We start from the raw sequence: 17,702 nt of genomic DNA on the forward strand, positions 1-17,702 counted from the left end.
AAAAAACTCTGCGAACTCTGCGCCTCTGCGGTGTTTAATATCATCTTGACCATTACACTTTTTTAATGATTTTGATGAGTTTCTTTAGCCTTGACCGGGCCGGTTTCAACATGCTGAACCGAGAGCAAGGGCAGGCCTAAATCGCGCACTTTTTTGAGCAAGCCATACAATGCGGCCTGGTCAATCACCGGGCCGGTTAAAAGTGTAATGCCGTTGTCTTCCAGCCTGATGGTCAGGCCCTCAAACCAGTCGGCCCATTGAGAACCCAGGTGGCCTTTGAGCCTGATTTGATAGACCATAGGTTGACTTAGGTCAGTGATGGGGCTGAGGTTGTTTGACATTACCTTACTTACCTGTGATGACCGGTCATAACCACTTGGATCACTTGTTCAATACACAAGTAGTATATCGGCAACACGGTGTTAGCGTATAGACACTTTAGTGTTGTTAGAGGTGTTGTTTTTAGTTACTGCGGGGAAGAATATTGAGGGATCTGGCTTTTGCTACAGCCTCGGTGCGTCTTTGAACCTGTAGTTTGCCAAAAATTCTGCGGTTGTGCCCTTTAACCGTGTCCAGGGCGAGGAAAAGCCGCTCGCTAATCTCACTATTCGAAAGCCCTTGAGCAATGAGTTGCAGTATCTCTAACTCGCGTTGGCTCAATGGCTCAATTAAAGGCTGAAGGCGGAAGGATGAGGGCTGCATCTTTTCTTGTTGGCCAAAAGCAGTGAGTAATTTATGGATGTATTCATTCATCCTTCCGCCTTTATCCTTCAGCCTTGTTAATAGCTCCGCCATCGGCGACCCTTCATCCACAAAGAGACGGATAAAGCCGCCCGGCTCGGCCAGGGCCAGCGCGTCACCCACCAGTTGCGCCGCCTTGTTCTCCTGACCATGCGCGTGCAGCGCGACCGCCTGTAACACCATGGCCTTGAGACATTCATCCTGCCAACTCTTCGCCTCCACCTGTCGGCGCCATGGCTCCAGCACCGCCAGGGCTGCGGCCGGGTTCCCCTGGGCCAGGTAGACTCTGGCCCGGCTGAGGGGGAGACTATGCTTTTCAGCCAGATGCGCGGCCGACGCCACATCGCCCTGGTGCAGCAGCATCAACACTTGGGCGGTAATAACCTCGGTTATGCGATTCGCAAAGTTATGCTGGCGCGCAGACTGTTCAGCCTGAGCTAACATCGCGCCTGCGCCGCCCACATCTCCCTGGGCCAGCTTGAGACGGGCCAGCAGCACCTCACAAGAAACAGATGTGTCACATTCTATTTGTGGCGCCAGTTGAATATGCAGTTGTCCATGCCGCTCCGCCGCCTCCAGATCATTCCACTCATAAAATATGCGCGCCAGGCCAAAATGCGCTACAGAGGCCGTCCATTGCGCCGGGTCCCCTACCATTTGCAGGATGCGTTGATAGGTCTTGGCCGCCAGATAGAGCTGGTTTTCTGCCTCCTGTATTTGGCCCAAAGAGGAGGCCGCCGCTATGGTCAGCATAAAATTCCCCGAAGCCTGGCCGATAGATATAACGTCGTTATAAGCCTGTCTGGCCGCAGCGCGGTCTCCCTGGAACTCGTAAGCAACTCCCAGGGTAAGGGTGGTAACTGTGCGGACGGCCAGGTTATCGGGGTGGAGATATTCCAGGGCGCGGTGCGACAGGGTAATGGAGGTTTTTACATCGTTTTGAGCGGCGGCCGCCAAGGCTCGTATGGCGGCAATTTGGCCAATCAGGTCCCGGGTTTTGTCATCGTCTTGGGCGTTTCGTTGCGCTTGTTGCGCTCGCAGGGCCGCTTCGGCCGCTTGCAGTTTCGATTCGACGTCGCTCGGGTGACCGGACATCATTAACGCCGAGGCATACGTTACCCACAACGAGGGCCTGGCATCCAGCACCGCCGCCGGCAGCGACTCCAGCCAACGCAGGACAGGGGCCATCGCGCCGCGAAAATGCAGAGGCATCCCCTTGCCTTCAATCAGACGCTCGGTCCGCTCAATATCATGCGCGGCCACCGCATGATGAAATGCCTCAAGCTCCAGGCCATTGTCTTCATACCACTGGCTGGCCCGGATGTGGTATTCGGCCACAATTCCCCCCTCTATATCCCCTCCTGGGTGGGATGCGGCATCGTTTTGGCGCAACCGCTGCCGCAGTAAATCGGCAAAGAGATGGTGATAACGGTACCAACGCCGCTCGTTGTCCAGGGGAACAATGAACAGGTTGGCGCGTTCAAGATACTCAAGGATAAAGGATGAAGGCTGAAGGCTGAGGGCTGAAGACCCAAAATTTGTTTCCTTTTCATCCTTCATCCTTCCGCCTTCATCCTTACCGAGGACGGCATCACATAGGGGGCCGCACAGGCGGTCGAGGATAGAGGTGCGCAGCAAGAACATCTGGACGCTTTCGGGCTGCCGATGCAGCACTTCTTCCACCAGGTAGTCCAACACAAAGTGGTGACTGCCGGTGAATGATTGGATGAAGCCCGCAGCGTCGGGCTGGCCCTGCATCGAAAGCGCGGCCAATTGCAAACCGGCAATCCAGCCTTCGGTGCGGGCGTCCAGGGCGGCAATCTCTTCGGTCGAAAGGTTGAGGCTCATCACCCGGTTGAGGAACTCGGCGGCCTCGGCCGGGGTGAACCGCAGGTCCGCAGCGCGCAGTTCGGTCAGTTGGCTGCGGGCGCGCAGCCGGGCCAGGGGCAAATGCGGATCCTCACGGGTGGCGATGACCAGATGCATCTGAGGCGGCAGGTGTGCCAGCAGAAAAGTGAGGGCCTGGTCAACCGGCTGGGCCTCAATCACGTGGTAGTCGTCCAGGATGAGGAGAAAGGGGTCATGGCTGGCGGCAATTTCATTAAGCAGGGTGGTCAGTATCGCTTCGACGGGCGGCGGCTGGGGCGCCTGGAGCGACGCCAACACGCCGGCCCCAATAGTTGGGGCAATCGTCTGCAAAGCCGCGACGAGGTAAGCCAGAAAGCGGGCGTGATCGTTATCGCCTTTGTCCAGCGACAGCCAGGCCACTTGGGAAGGCTGAAGGCTGAAGACTGAAGGCTGAAACTTTTTCACTTCATCCTTCATCCCCGCTTCGCGGCTTTCATCCTTTTGGTTGACCCAACTGCTGAGCAAGGTGGTTTTGCCAAAACCGGCCGGGGCTGAGATGAGGGTCAGTTTGCGGCCCTCGTTCAGTCGCTCAATCAAGCGAGGCCGGCGAACTATGTCAAGTCGGGATGGGGGGATATAGAGTTTAGTGGCCAAAATGGGCGTAGACATAGAGCAATTATACAACGCCCCCCAAAAATTCAAAAAGCGTCCCTAATCTTCTATTTGGGTTGAGGATAGACCCTTTGCGCCGCGATCCGGGCGAAATCATCCATCTGCTGTTCGATAACCGTTTGGGGCCGCCTGGAAGCAAAGCGATTGTCCACCCCGGCCGGGGGCTGCCGGGCGATTTGGTCCAACACGTGAAGCAAGGCATCAATCTCCTCGGCGCTGTTCTGAAGACCCAGGCTGACGCGGGTGAGGCCGGGCAGTGAGACCTGCGGGAACAGGGTCACGAGCGCACCCTGAAATTGTTCCAGCAGGGGGTGAATATTGATCTTTGATCAACATATGCGCGCAGTGGCAGCCGTAACGCGCCCCGCGTTCTAGCTCGGCAAATACTGCTGCCATTTCAATCTGGCTCCTTTTTAGGAATTTTGTTGGTTGGTAGTTTTCTCTGTCTTCTTGGCGGCAATGAAACAGGATATCGGATTATCAGTCATAATTTCAGTTTGAACAATCTGGAAATCCACACCGGTTATGGCGTTTTCCAACTCAGAGACGGTAAAAAACTTTAATCCAATGGGAAATATTCCAATTTTCATCAGGAAGGATAAAAGAGACGTTATTGCCGACTTCTTCTCTCCCAGACATTCTGTGGCAGAAATCAAGTGTCCTCCCGGTTTTAATAATTGGTGTATCCTCTTTATCACTTCCTGCCAGTTATCAACCAGATGCAAGATACCCCAAGCCAGAACCACGTCAAAAGATTCGCTCTTTAGCTCCTCATCAAAGATGGTTGATTGCGCAAAGTCCACATTTTCAATGTTGCCTTCAACGGCTTTTCTTTGGGCAACTTCGATCATTTTTCCTGCTGTATCAATTCCATGAATCGCTTTCACCGTGTTGGCAAATTTAAGGGCTATGGCGCCTGTCCCACAGCCATAATCAAGTACCGTATCACCGTTCTGAAGGTATCTTTTCAGTATTTCATCCCGCCTGACTTCGGTCTTTTTAAGTCCTTCGTTTTGGGCATACGTATCCATATTTTTTGCGATCATATCCCAGACCATTTCTGATTTTTTTGCCTGGGGCTGGTTTAGATTGGTGATCAACATCCATATCCATTTGAGGGTAATGGGCACGATCAAGAGTAGTGCATGCCAAAGTTCTTTTGCCGATTTACCGAATGACGCCTCTGCGGCCTGAACTGTCATTTTTATTTCTCCTGGTTTGGTGGATTTAATCGTTCTGTATATACAATGGATTGAATCCTTTAACAATTAGCCAAATCCCCAGAAATATTTCATTCAAGATCATTGGAAGGGCTAAAATCATTCCTATACTCATGCCAATCTCTAAATTCAATGTCAACAAGTTCAATGTTAATATTAAGATGGCTCCAATGAAACCCCAAACTGATATAAATCTTGGCAGGAGTTTTGCTTGATATAATAAATAATAGAACAACAGCGCACCTAAACTAAAAAAGACTGGAATCAACAGACCTGACACACTCGCGCGTTCCGCTATAGACAATACGCCTACAGTTTGATAATAGGCAGTATCTGCAACGTCTGCCTGTAAATATTCCTGACTTAATGTTATGAGTGATAGGGGATTGATGACAATAACACTACAGAATACGGCCTCAACAATCCTGATGCCAAGATAGCCGGCGGCGATACTTTCGTTGTGCTGTTTTAAAATTGGAAACATCAACACGCCAATGCCAACAACGCCAATAGCATTGATTAATTCAAGGAGCACACCTATGATCACTTGAGTTTCATTTTCAGAAACAGCCATAAGATAATCCGGAGCAGTGATAACAGATTCTACTAAACCACCCCCTAAAAGACTCGCCACCATCGCAATGAGAAATAATGCGCCCACAATTATTGCAATTTTTCTGCTTGTATTCATTTTTGTTTCCTTTTTGATTTTTAAAACCGTCCGAAGATGTCTTTAGCTCTTCAGAAGCGTTCTTTTTTCTTCTCTAGTACACAACGAGATTTTGACATAACGAAGTAAAGAAACCCGGCTTTTTTGATTATAAATGGTAACTATTGTCCAAATCGGACTAGCAACAAGCACTAAAAGCCGGGTTTCTCAAGCGAAGTCTCGTTGTAGTACTGGAGTTTTTTGTCAAATCCTGTCATGAATCAGTTTCAAGATTTCATTTCGGGTATTTTAGTACCCTTGAACAAAAGCCAGAACATAAATAAAACTTCCCCAATAAACGTAAACATGGCAATTGTGGCGCCGTAGTTGGGTGAAAGAAATTTGCCAAAACTATCTGCTAGATAGCCAAAAGATGCAATCATCAGCAAGACGCCCAGAATTTTGGGGATGTAGCCCGACTTGAAAACTAAATAACCAAGGGTAAATAAATGAAGGCCAAAAAATACAACGCCAATATCCCATCCACCGTTAAACCCATTGAGAAATAACATCACTTGAGCATACAACTGATCCGTTTCAAATACGGTCAAGTAGTCAGCGCCGCTCAAAAGGTGCAAAACACCTAAAAGATTGTGCAAGGCGATTGCAAAAATAGCGGCATACACCAACCTAAACCATCCCGCAAGCAACGAGAGGCTATTGTTTACCGGTTTGAGTAAAACATAAAGCGCCCAGGCTACCACCACATCAAGAATAGCCACGATGAGATAGCTACAAATAGCCATGCGGAATAGCCACTCACCAGCCCTAATGTTCTTGGCTGTTGTTGCAGCATCTCCGGGCACAATAAGATTCTGGCGAACAAAAAATTCAGCGAAGGGCGCGAGTATAGTCATCAGGAGCAACCCGATCCCGGCGGCGATTGCTGCCTGGCGTAGTGATATATCGGTAATACGGTTTGTCATTTGAATTCCTCCTAATTTGCCAGCCCCTAATATTATTGGGCTTTATACATAACGTTTTTTGTCGCCGATATATTCGGTTGCTCAGGTTATTTTCGCACAATAGATCTGCTCGTTTTATCTCGTTTGCGCGTTAAGCGTTACTCCGTTTCTGAACCATTCCTGATGCCTTTAACCAAAATCCAAACACCGATGACAAATTCAAAGGGTACATAGGGCAGGAATATAATAAATGGAAGTTGATAGCCAAAGATGGCAGTCACTGTTCCGACCAACAGCGGGAAAATGGTGATGAGACCCCAGAGCGACAATACCGCCGGAACAACGCGTGATTTATAGAGCAAGTAATAAAAAAGGATGCCGCCCAGGCAAAAGGCCAGCATGGACAGTATATGGCCAACGTACTCCATCGCTTCAGACGCCACCTGCCCCATCAACAACAAATCGGCGGGCTGCCCGGCGGCAACGTACTCCTGGCTTATGTGCAAGAGTGAGAAAGTTGCCATTTTGCCGGCAGCCAGCAGCGCACCCTCCAGGATATAAAACCCCAGGGCAGTCAGGGCCATTTTTTCGTCCTGTTTCCTGACGGTGACAAAAAGGGCGGCCCCCAAAAAGATAACGCCCAGCGCCGTGAGCATATCGAGCAAAATGTTGGCTCTCACCAGCCAGGCATTGTTGGCAACGTTGAGCATCGTTTGGCTGATGTCGTCCGGCGCAAGCCATGCCGGTTGCAGAAACACGCCACTGCTAAAAGATGTTACAAATTGAAGCAGAAAGGCAATCCCTAAAACTCTTGATGTTTTGTTAACCGTATTCATTTTTTATCTCCCCAATTTAAATCTACTCAGGCCGCCTGGGGCGCTGGGCCGACATGTTGACCCCTTTGGCAATCAGCCAGATGGCAAAAACCATCTCTTGCAGGGCAATCGGTAGGTTGGCAACCACCTGGATAGTGCCAAAACCGGGGATGACCTGGAGCATGACCAGCACGCTGGAAATGATGGCCAGGGTGATGCCGACCAGCCCCCAGCCGGAGAGCCAGCGCGGCACGAGCCGGTATTGGTAAAAGAGGGTGTAATACATGAAAGCGCCGATGCACCAACTCAATAGCATCACGCCATTGCTCAGCCAATCGTCTCCGGCTTTGATGATGGCGCCGATGGTTTGAAAATAGGCCGCATCCGGCGCGCCGGCTTTAACAAATTCCTGGCTCAAGGCCAGCAGGGCAATCGTGCTGGCGCCGCCCAAAATCTGGATCATGCTCTCGATGAGCCTGAATCCAACGGTACCAATGGCCATCCCCACGCTGTATTTTCTCATAATGGGATACAGCCCCAGGCCAATCCCGGCGCAGGAAATCGCCATGAGAAATACCAAAAACGCGCCGATAATGATTGTGCCTTCATTAGCCGAAATTTTGGTCAGGTAATCCGGCGCATCCACAATGGGGTTGCCAATGGAGGCGGCGATGGTGCCGGCCACCGTGGCGATGATAAATAACACCCCTACAATTACTGCGTTCATTCTATTTGCATTCATTTTTTATTTTCCCCTTTCATTATTTAAATTGTCTTGTACAGTGATAACAACATTTCCCTTTTTGTGTCCTTTTTCCACGTACCGGTGCGCTTCGACAATTTTCTCCAACGGATAGACTCTATCTATGACAGATTTTATCTGCCCTGCCTCAATAAGCTCTTTGAGAAAGTTTAACCTTTCAGGATTGCTTATTGATGCCCCCGTTTTCACTTTCTTGCCCGATTGCCAACCAGGTAGCCGCCTTATCATTGACATCCATCCTAATTGAACAACTTCCGGCAAACTCATTAGAAAAATTGAAACCGGAAGAAAAGCACCTGCTTGCTTCAGCACACTCTTGCACCGAGGAAATGAAGTCTTGCCTACTGCGTCAAAAATAATGTCGTATGTCTCACCACTTTTGGTAAAATCCTCTTTTGTGTAATCAATGACCTTATTGGCTCCCAAGGATTTCACCATTTCTACATTCGTGGTACTGCATACACCGGTCACTTCCGCCCCATAATACCTGGCGAGCTGTACCGCAAAAGAACCGACCGATCCAGACGCGCCATTGATCAGCACTTTTTGCCCGCTCTGAACCTTTCCAATATCTTTAAGAAAGGTCAATGCTGTTAGCGCCCCATCACAGAAGGCAGCGGCTTCTTCATACGTCATATTGACCGGTTTGATGGCCAGCGCCGTCTTTTCAGGCAAACAAGTGTACTCGGCACTACAGGACATCCTGGCCATAGCCGCTCCAAAAACCTGATCACCTTTCCTAAATCGTTTTACAGCTTGGCCCACTGCTTCAACTTCCCCGGCCAATTCAATCCCCAGTATTTTGTTTCTTGGTTTTGTGAGGCCGAGAAAGATTCTGCCAACAAGTGGTTTACCTTTTCGTATCATACAGTCCGTTGCGGTTACCGTTGTCGCATATACCCTTATCAGCACTTCATCATCTTTGGGAACGGGTTTTTCAACCTCTTTGAGCTGAAGAACATCCGGCGATCCGTATCTTTCGTATATAATTACTTTCATTTGAATATCGTTTCTTATTTTATACTAATTTTTACCTGGCTCATATCTACTTAGACAGACTCGGTAGTGATTGCCGATGGATTGAATCCTTTCACGATCAGCCATACTGCCATAACCATTTCTTGCAAGGCTATTGGAAGATCCCACAAGATCCCCAATGCGGGAAATTCATTAAGTGCGCCGAACATGACGAACAAGCCTGATACTAAATGTAATGTGGCTCCAACAAGCCCCCAACCCGATAACCATCGGGGAATGAGTTTTGATTGATGCAATACATAGTAAAACATCAGCGCACCTAGACTGAAAACGATTTTCGAAATAGGATTAGTCTGAAAATCTGCTTGTAGGAGGCAAGTGCCCAAAGTTCGAAAATTAGCAGCGTCCGGCGTCCCTGCTTTTACATATTCCTGACCTAATGGTATCAGTAATAGCAAGCTGCTTACAAAAACAATAGAAGCAACAGTCTCAAGCGCTCCTCTGAAAACCACATACCCAAGAGCCAAGGTTTGATTGTGTTTTTTCAAGATTGGAAACATCATAACTGGAACCATAGCAAGTGCCAGACCCATAACTAACACAAGGAGCGCTCCTATTATGATCTGGTTTTCATTTGCAGAAACTTGAGCAAGATAATCTGTATCGTCTAGAATGGGTCCGGTAAAAACAATACTTAGACTACCCGCGACCGTCCCAATTATGAATAATACTCCCACAATTATCGCGATCTTTCTACTTGAATTCATTTTTCCCTTCTTTTGTGTGCTATCAAGTTATGACTACATTGAGTATGCGTCGGTAACGAGAACCACCTTGCCTGCGTATCGGCCGCGCTCAAGCAGCTCGTGAGCGCGGGCGGCCTCAGCCAACGGAATGCGCTCCGCCACCACCGGCTTGATCTTGCCCACAGCCAACAAGTCGAGGAGCTCCGCCAGCGTTTCGCGGTACCATGCGTTGTCCTTTCCAAGCTCCTCCGGAAAACTCTGAGTCTGCTTGCCGTTTGGGATGAGCATGAGCAGCGCCACCATCAACAGGGTGAGGGGAATGACCCGCAGTCCCTTGTTCTTCGTCGCAGCCACGCCAAACCACACCAAGCGCCCACCTTTGCGCAGGGCTTGGTGTGATCGCCAGAGTTGCCGTGCGCCGCCGATGGGATCGAAAACGGCATCCACGCCATCGCCGGTGAGGTCGCGGATGCGCTTGACAAAATTCTCCGTGCGGTAGTCAATCGGCGTGGCCCCGAGTGCAGACACGAGCGCGTGGTTATACTTGGATGCCGTGCCGTACATCTCCAATCCGGCCAGCTTGCCGAGTTGGAGCAGAGCGGTTCCTACACCTCCTGCTGCACCCTGGACGAGGATGCGCTCGCCGCTCCGAATGTTGGCAGTTCGGCGCAACGCCATGTGCGCGGTCAGGTAATTCGCTACCAGGCAGACGGTCTCGGCAGGGTCCATGCCCGACGGGACGGGAACCACCTCGTAGGCGGGCAGGCAGACGAACTCTGTATAGCCACCGAGGCCACCGGCAGAGAAGGTCGCGCCAGCAACCATCTGCCCCGGCGCGACGCTCGACACCCCCTCGGCCAACTCGTCCGCCACGCCGACGATATCCACGCCCAGGGTGAACGGCACGCGCGGAGTCCCGGGGAGCAACCCGGAGCTTCGGAACATGAGATCGTAGGCGGAGACCCCGGCGGTCAGGACCTTTACCCGAACCTCGCCAGCTTGGGGTATGGGGACATCCTCTTCCACTGCCTGGAGAACCTCCGGCCCGCCGTGCCGTGTTACGACGACGCGATGGTGTTTCTGTTTCATGCCAGCACCTCCTTTTTTTGATCCTTTACCCCCTTGATTAAAAGCCACAAGCAAAGTGAAGCTTCCGCAATGAGACTTTCCATCATACATAGGATATTGATTACTTCGTTGCCCGGGGGGAAAAGGAAAAACTGAAAAGCCCATATCAAAATGGCAAAGCAATCAATGATCAACAATATGCCCAATATTCTGGGAAGAAAGCCCGACTTGAAAACCAGATAACCAAGAGGAAAAAGCCCTGCCATTCTTGCGGTCTTTTTGTTTGTGTTCATTTTCATCTCCTTCAAATCATGCAGTAGCTAGCACTTTTAAAATCTCCGAACACCCTCCCTCGCGTAGATAGCTGGCATGGTCCTGAATGCTCCCAAACTTTCGCCCAACTATTTTGGAGCATTCGAATTCACAGTCGGCACATTTTATAAATCTTTCAATTACATCGGAGACGTAAGGAGCTTTATAAGCAGCCTGACCTCCTCCCTTAAGGAAGTTCATGCCACGTAGCCATATTGCGGCTCCCAATGCTCCGCAAGCGCCGCCACTCAAGCCGATGCCGCCCACAAATCCCGCTGCCATAACCGTGTGCATGTCGGATGCGCCCATTTTTTGGGCCAACATAGCCGCGCAACTTACCGGTGCGGAGGGCGCTTCGATATGTTCTTCGGCAAAAGCGGCATTTATCTCACTGAATGCTGCCGGAGCATATCTGGCGGCTATACCAAAGCAGGTACCTGTGGCCCCAGTTTTTATAAGGAAACGTAGGATCATCCGAGGCGTTGGTGATGACATGTCGATGCCAGTTATTTCACGGCAGTTTATGGCTTGGTTTTGAACACGGAAGGATTCCACAACCCTTTGGGATGCAATAACTGCCGCGGTTTCAGCTTGTGGGCCTGAGTCAAAAAGCCGGTACGCCTGTGCCCCGGCGGCCAGCGCTGCGCCCCAAATCATGCCGCATTGGTAGCCGCGCATGATCCCGCCTGCCAAGGGATCGGCGGCGCGCTCCTCAAATTCCAGCGAGTGGCCGAATGCTTGGTTGAGAACTCTCAACAGCGTTTGTGATCAAGCCCCCACTTTGAGAAACGTACTTACTGTCCCCCATGACGAAATCCCACTTTTTGCTTTCGAGTTCATTTGTAATCGCTTTCTTGGGCCGATATTAAAAAGTTTCATTTTGACCGGGTTCAACACGGTTGACCGACAGCAAGAGCATGCCTAAATCACGCACCTTTTTAAGCAGTCCATGCAGGGCGGCCTGGTCAAGCACCGGGCCGGTTAACAGCGTCTCGCCGTTATCTTCCAGGGTGATGGTCAGGCCCTCAAACCAGTCTGTCCACTCGTGACCAAGATGGCCCTTGAGCCTGATTTGATAGACGATGGGTTCACTTGATTCAATTCTTGGGTCGAGTTCGTTCGACATGGCCCCATACCTGTTGTTGCTGCTCATAACAGCCTGTTAGTTGTGCCAAGCTCTCTGATTTGACCATTCCGAGATTGATCAAATTTTGCACTTCCAGTATAGCAGCCGGGCGGTATTAGTGTCATACCCCTGGGGTATTATTCAGAGGGTTATTTGTAGCCCTGGCCGGGGAATAAAAAACGGGCCGCTAGCCGCCGGCCCGTCAGTTGGATTGGTATTGTGCGCCAACAATGCCCATAAAGGGCATTCAGGCAATCAGTTGGAAGGCAAGATGCCCAAAGCCCTGGCCTGGGCCACCGCGCTCGCCCGGTGGTGGACGCCGAGTTTACCATAGATGTTACGGGTGTGAACCTTAACTGTGTTCAGCGAGAGGTAAAGCCTGTGAGCGATTTCCTGGTTGGTCAGCCCCGCGGCGATAAGCCGGAGCACTTGGATTTCGCGCTCACTGAGAGGCTCCAGCAAAGGTTGAGGGCTGGGGGCTGAAGGATGAATATCTTTTTGCTTGCCAAAGGCAGCCAGCAATTTATGAATATACTCCTTCATCCCTCGGTCTTCGTTTTTCATCCTTCTTAACAGCTCTGCTATCGGCGCGCCTTCATCCACAAAGATGCGGATAAAGCCACCCGGCTCGGCCAGCGTTAGCGCCTCACCCAACACTTGCGCCGCTTGGGCCTGTTTACCGTGTGCGTGCAGAGCGACCGCCTGGAGAACCATCACCTTGAGCAGTTCGTCCTGCCAACCCTTGTTCTCCATCTGTTGGCGCAATGGCTCCAGCACTGCCAAGGCCGCGGAAGGATTGCCCTGGGCTAGGTGTACCCGTGCCTGGCTGAGGGGAAGTGCGTGCTTCTCAACCAGATCAGCCGCCGCTGTCAGATTGCCCTGGCGAAGCAACGCGAGAACCTGCACGGCGGCGACCTCGGGCATGCGATGTACAAAGTTGTGCTGGCGCACGGACTGGTCAGCCTCGGCTAACAGGGCGGCCGCGCCGGTCACATCTCCTTGGGTCAGTTTCAGGCGGGCGAGAAACACCTCGCTGATAATGAATCTATCAATTACGCTATCATACTGCCGCGTCAATTGGAGGCTCTTTTGTCCGTGTTGTTTTGCCCCATCCAGGTCGTTCCACTCGTAGAGGATACGCGCCAGGCCAAGATGATCTTCACCGGCATTCGGCTGTGGATAATCACCATGAAGTTGCAGAACACGTCGGTAGGTCTCGGCTGCCTGATAGAGCTGGTTTTCTAATTCCTGTACTTCAGCCAGGGCGCTTGTAGCCAATATGATGGAAAACATATCGCCGGACGCCTGGCCGATAGATATAGCCTCAGTATAGGCCCGGATGGCTGCGGCACGATCTCCCTGGAGATAGTGGGCAAAACCCAGCGTCCACATAGCCGTAAAGCGGAAAGTCAAATTGTCGGGGCGCAGATACTCCATAGCACGGTGCGCTTGGACCATGATGGTTTCTGCCTGATACCGGGTAAGGGCCAAGGTGGCTCGTGCGGTGGCAATTTGTCCTAGTAGATTCCTGGTCTTGTCATCCTGCCCATCGGCCGCGCCACTCTTGGCAATGGCGGCCTCGGCAGCTTGTAGTTTCTCTTCCACACCGGTCGTTTGACCGGCAACCAGCGACAACGTGGCCTGCTTCACCCACAACGAGGGCCTGGCATCTAGCACCGTTGTCGGCAGTGACGCCAGCCAGTCCAGGACAGGGGTCACCACACTGCGAGAGGGCAGGGTCATTTCCCCTCTTTCAATCAACCGCTCGGCACGCTCAAGGTCGTTGGCTGCGGCCGCATGATGAAACGCCTCAATCTCCAGGCTGTTGTCTTCATACCACTGGCTGGCGCGGATGTGGTATTCGGCAGTTGCTTCGGGTATCAGGCTCTGCCCTAGCCGCTGCCGCAAAAAACCGCCAAACAGATGGTGATAGCGGTACCACCGCCGCTCGTTGTCCAGGGGAACAAGGAACAGGTTGGACCGCTCAAGATACTCAAGAATAAAGGATGAGGGCTGAAGGATGCAGGATGAAGGTTCGGAATGTGTTTTCTTTTCATCCTGCATCCTTCCGCCTTCACTCTTGCCCAGAACGGCATCGCACAGCGGGCCGCACATCCGGTCAAGGATAGACGTACGCAGCAAAAACGTCTGGACACTTTCCGGCTGCTGGTGCAGAACTTCTTCAACCAAATAGTCCAGCACAAAATGGTGGCTGCCGGTGAACGATTTGATAAAACCGGCGGTATCTTGATGCCCTTGCATCGAGAGGGCGGCCAATTGCAGGCCGGCAATCCAGCCCTCGGTGCGGGTTTCCAGGGCGGCAATGTCCTCCGCCGAGAGGTTCAGGCCCATCACCTGGTTGAGAAACTCGGCGGCTTCGGCGGGGGTAAAACGCAGGTCGGCGGCGCGCAGCTCGGTCAATTGGCCCCGGGCGCGCAGACGGGCCAGAGGTAGATGTGGATCCTCGCGGGTAGCAATGACTAGATGCATCTGCGGCGGCAGGTGCTGGAGCAGAAAGCTGAGAGCGTTGTGGATTGGTTGAGCTTCAATGAGGTGGTAATCGTCGAGAACGAGAATTATTTGGCCGGGGATGGCGGCAATCTCGTTGAGCAGAGAGGTCAATACGGCCTCAATCGGCGGCGGTTGAGGGGATTCAAGTGCGCTTAACGTGCCTTCTCCCACGCTGGCCTCAATGGTTTGCAAGGCGGCGACAAGATAGGCCAGAAAGCGGGTCGGGTCGTTGTCGCTCTCGTCCAGCGATAACCAAGCGGCTGGCACCTCGCAACCGGCTATCCACTCGCTGACCAGGGTGGTTTTACCAAAGCCGGCTGGGGCGGAGATGAGGGCGAGCTTGCGCTGGAGACCTTCGTTCAGCCGCTCGATCAGGCGAGGGCGTAGGACGACGTTAGGCCGAGGTGGGGGAATATAGAGTTTTGTGGCTAAAATCGGCAGAGACATGGTCAATTATCACACATATCCCAAGAGAACGCGAGTTAACTACCTCCACCGCAAGGCAACCAAACGGGCTATACCCTCATCCCCAACAAAATCTCCGCTCTTGCCTGAGTGAGGCTTGGGTATCATAGCAGACTCAAAGTATGGTGTCAACAAGCCATACGCTTTTCATACTTGATGCGTGATAGTTTGCCAGCATGCTTTTTATCCGATTTCCGGCGCCACAATGATTTGAAATTCGTGGCCCGCCAGTTTCAGCCGGTTATCCACCGGTATGGCCGCAACTTCATTTGCCCAGGGATCGTAACGCATCGCCCCTCCGGCTACCGGCAACTCAATGCTCATTTCCACTGCTGCCTTTGTTTCGTTAAAAAGCATAAAGTAATGCTCCGCTTCTTTGATAACGTGCCGCACCCGCAATCCCGGCACCGCCGGCAAAACCCGAATACCGGGCGGAACAAGGCGGTCAATCTGGGCGATCAAATCAGCCCCGGCCATCTGTTCGTTGTAGTGGATGACCCGCCCGGCCTGCGCCAGAATTTCCAGCGCAGGATTGGCCCGTGCATCCGGTTCATCTTCAATAATCAACGCGCGGTAATGCATGTCGCCAATGTAAATACCGCTCTCATCCACCCGCGCGTCTTCCCATAAATGGCGGTCTTCCAGATAATTAAAATCGCGTTGGCGCCGAAAGCACACTTTGGCCGCGCGCCAGGGCAGCCGGTAGGGTTTGCCCAAAATGGCAAGATGGCAAATGTGCCGGCTATCGGTGTTGAGCCAGCTCAACCGGCGGCAGGCATCGGCATAGAGCCGGTAGCGGGGCCACCACGCGGCGTTGGGGCCGACATCCGGGGGACGTTCGTCCCGGCGCGGCCCGCGCACCGAATAATAAAACGCGTGGGGATAGAGCAGATTGACGCCTCGGATAAAGCACCAGTGAGCCAGCCACACCATCTCATCCCAGGTGAGTTCGTGGCCGTAAGCGCCGCAGCACTCGTTGGCATTACGCCGGCGTCCCAGGTGCAGCATGGCCGAAGAACTGCACTTGCCCTGCGTAGACTCCGGCCCTTCCAGGGCCGTGGGGGTGTCGGGCAGTACCCAGCGCCACACCAAATCTTGACCGGGAATCTGAAAAAAACGGAGGGGACCAATGGCATTGCCCTGCGCCGGGTGGCCGGTGAGGGCGAGTCTATGCTTTTCGCACCATCGGCTCAGTTGGGCGTAGTAGGTTTCTTCCAGTCGCACGTTGAGGGCGTGCTCATAATCATCGCGGATGCGTTGCGCGTCCGGCTCGTCATCATACCACAGGGCGGGCAGGTGCGGGGTCAGGTCGTAGCCCAAAATGCGGTTGACCTCGGTCAAAATGCCGGTGGTGCCGGGCACAACATCAATCTCCCGGGAACGGCCCAGCAGGCTGGGTTCATCCGTAAAAACGGCAATGATGGTGTGGCCAAAGTACGGCGCAAACCGCGCGGCAAACTTATCGTACACCAGCCGGATGAATTCGGCCACGGCCGCCGGGTTGAGGATGTCGCCCGCAGGGGGTTCATCCTCGGTGGGTGGCCCGTCGAAGACGGGGCCTTCATCAATGTAATGCAGCCCGCGGATGAAGCTATCAGCCTTGCGGTCGCTAATGGCGAGCCGAGAACCGTTTTGGCGGGGCACGATGGCCACAAGGTCTTCATCCGGGCCAAGATGCGGTTCCTCGCCGTCGGCCAATTCCTGTTTGGCCAGGCAGCGGCATTGGAAATTAGGGTTGGCGGCCACCACCTGCCCGGAAGAGGACCCCGACGGGTACATGCCTTCGTCGTAGAGGATCACGGCCATGCCCCGCCGCTGCGCCTCGTTGATGGCAATTTGATAGAAGTCAAGCAATTTGTCCGACATCCAGCCCAACTCACGCGGCAGGCCCACCCGGGGGTGGATGACAAAGCCAAACACGCCGTGCGTCTCAAAATCCTGAATCTGCCTGACGATTTCGGCCTCATCCAGCGTATCGTTCCAGAACCAGAAAGGCATCACACTGAACAGGCGGGGCGGGTTTTGTAATAGTTCAGGAATTTGCATCAGGGCTTCCAAAAACAGTAGCTAAATCTATGCTGCCGGTTTCTCAACGCTGAAAATAGAGATTGGTTGGTTAAAGATTCAATCTTTAATCAGCCAATCTCCGTCAAAATTCTTATTCACGGTGATGTGCTAACACGCGGGATAACTTCCTGGATTATGGGTTATCTGTCAAATCGGGCAGGTCTTCAAAATCACCAATGTTTACCAGATACATGTTAGAATAGGCAGTCAGGTCGGACGTGTACAAAATTGATTGGCCATCCGGGGTGAAACGGGGGTGGCAATGCGCGTGCTGGTCATTAAAGGTGCTGCGGTGGAAGGAGAGAATTTTGGGGCCAATATATTCCTCGCCGTTCCATTTGAACAATTGGATGAACGGCCGCACCGGCTCACCTTTGACCCCGGCGCTGCTAAACACCGAGGCCGGGGTGCCGTCGCCCACAATCAGGTCTTCGTTCAGGCTGTGGAAGTGAATGGAACGGAAGGGAAACCGGCGCTCAATGTGGCCGCTGTTATCCCATTTGAGGAACCCAAACAGGTGCAGGTCGTCGCCGGTGCGGGTGCTGCCGTGGTAGCCAATGCGTTTGCCGTCGGCAAACCAATATTCGTGCCCCACCGAAACATCGCCCTTTTGCGGGCGGATTTTCCATGTTTCGCCGGTTTGAATATTCAAGCCCCATATGCGCTGCTCCACCCAATCCCAGGGGCCTTCGTGGCAATAGGTCATAATGTCCGGTAGCGCAGGCGAGGTGTTGACGTGGGTCATGTAACGCCGGT

The 17,702-nt window shown here is 52.5% G+C and carries 17 protein-coding genes; all 17 read right to left on the minus strand.

What is annotated here, in order from left to right:
* Window positions 1-62: 62 nt before the first annotated feature.
* Window positions 63-299, minus strand: coding sequence for a hypothetical protein (locus tag JW953_21720; protein ID MBN1995322.1), 237 nt, complete (start codon window positions 297-299; stop codon window positions 63-65).
* A 163-nt stretch (window positions 300-462) separates the two neighbouring features.
* Complete coding sequence (locus JW953_21725; protein ID MBN1995323.1) at window positions 463-3,258, minus strand: AAA family ATPase; 2,796 nt, start codon at window positions 3,256-3,258, stop codon at window positions 463-465.
* 50 nt (window positions 3,259-3,308) lie between these two features.
* A complete protein-coding gene (locus JW953_21730) occupies window positions 3,309-3,542 on the minus strand; it encodes a hypothetical protein (protein MBN1995324.1) in 234 nt (77 codons plus the stop codon).
* A gap of 132 nt (window positions 3,543-3,674) precedes the next feature.
* Window positions 3,675-4,463, minus strand: a complete 789-nt coding sequence (locus tag JW953_21735) for a class I SAM-dependent methyltransferase (GenBank protein ID MBN1995325.1) — start codon at window positions 4,461-4,463, stop codon at window positions 3,675-3,677.
* Window positions 4,464-4,488: 25 nt separating this feature from the next.
* Entirely contained in the window at window positions 4,489-5,172 is a 684-nt protein-coding gene (locus JW953_21740) for a DUF4386 domain-containing protein (GenBank protein ID MBN1995326.1), read from the minus strand.
* Between the two features lie 245 nt (window positions 5,173-5,417).
* Complete coding sequence (locus JW953_21745) at window positions 5,418-6,116, minus strand: DUF4386 domain-containing protein (GenBank protein MBN1995327.1); 699 nt, start codon at window positions 6,114-6,116, stop codon at window positions 5,418-5,420.
* Window positions 6,117-6,253: 137 nt separating this feature from the next.
* Entirely contained in the window at window positions 6,254-6,931 is a 678-nt protein-coding gene (locus JW953_21750; GenBank protein MBN1995328.1) for a DUF4386 domain-containing protein, read from the minus strand.
* Window positions 6,932-6,953: 22 nt separating this feature from the next.
* Window positions 6,954-7,652, minus strand: coding sequence for a DUF4386 domain-containing protein (locus JW953_21755; protein MBN1995329.1), 699 nt, complete (start codon window positions 7,650-7,652; stop codon window positions 6,954-6,956).
* Between the two features lie 3 nt (window positions 7,653-7,655).
* Complete coding sequence (locus JW953_21760; GenBank protein ID MBN1995330.1) at window positions 7,656-8,672, minus strand: NAD(P)-dependent alcohol dehydrogenase; 1,017 nt, start codon at window positions 8,670-8,672, stop codon at window positions 7,656-7,658.
* A gap of 50 nt (window positions 8,673-8,722) precedes the next feature.
* Window positions 8,723-9,418, minus strand: a complete 696-nt coding sequence (locus tag JW953_21765; GenBank protein ID MBN1995331.1) for a DUF4386 domain-containing protein — start codon at window positions 9,416-9,418, stop codon at window positions 8,723-8,725.
* Between the two features lie 33 nt (window positions 9,419-9,451).
* On the minus strand, window positions 9,452-10,486 hold the full coding sequence (locus tag JW953_21770; GenBank protein MBN1995332.1) for a zinc-binding dehydrogenase: 1,035 nt from the start codon (window positions 10,484-10,486) through the stop codon (window positions 9,452-9,454).
* Complete coding sequence (locus JW953_21775; GenBank protein MBN1995333.1) at window positions 10,483-10,764, minus strand: DUF4386 domain-containing protein; 282 nt, start codon at window positions 10,762-10,764, stop codon at window positions 10,483-10,485. The genes JW953_21770 and JW953_21775 overlap by 4 nt, the downstream gene beginning before the upstream one ends.
* 10 nt (window positions 10,765-10,774) lie before the next feature.
* The gene (locus tag JW953_21780) at window positions 10,775-11,533 is read right to left on the minus strand and encodes a C-GCAxxG-C-C family protein (GenBank protein ID MBN1995334.1); all 759 of its coding nucleotides are present in this window, start codon (window positions 11,531-11,533) and stop codon (window positions 10,775-10,777) included.
* Between the two features lie 109 nt (window positions 11,534-11,642).
* Window positions 11,643-11,903, minus strand: coding sequence for a hypothetical protein (locus JW953_21785; GenBank protein ID MBN1995335.1), 261 nt, complete (start codon window positions 11,901-11,903; stop codon window positions 11,643-11,645).
* Between the two features lie 255 nt (window positions 11,904-12,158).
* Window positions 12,159-14,861, minus strand: coding sequence for a LuxR family transcriptional regulator (locus tag JW953_21790; GenBank protein ID MBN1995336.1), 2,703 nt, complete (start codon window positions 14,859-14,861; stop codon window positions 12,159-12,161).
* A gap of 201 nt (window positions 14,862-15,062) precedes the next feature.
* Entirely contained in the window at window positions 15,063-16,925 is a 1,863-nt protein-coding gene (locus JW953_21795) for a hypothetical protein (GenBank protein ID MBN1995337.1), read from the minus strand.
* Window positions 16,926-17,079: 154 nt separating this feature from the next.
* Window positions 17,080-17,702 (minus strand): PD40 domain-containing protein (locus tag JW953_21800; GenBank protein MBN1995338.1); only part of this gene is annotated, 623 nt, incomplete at its 5' end.

This window comes from Anaerolineae bacterium (assembly GCA_016931895.1).
GTDB lineage: Bacteria > Chloroflexota > Anaerolineae > 4572-78 > J111 > JAFGNV01.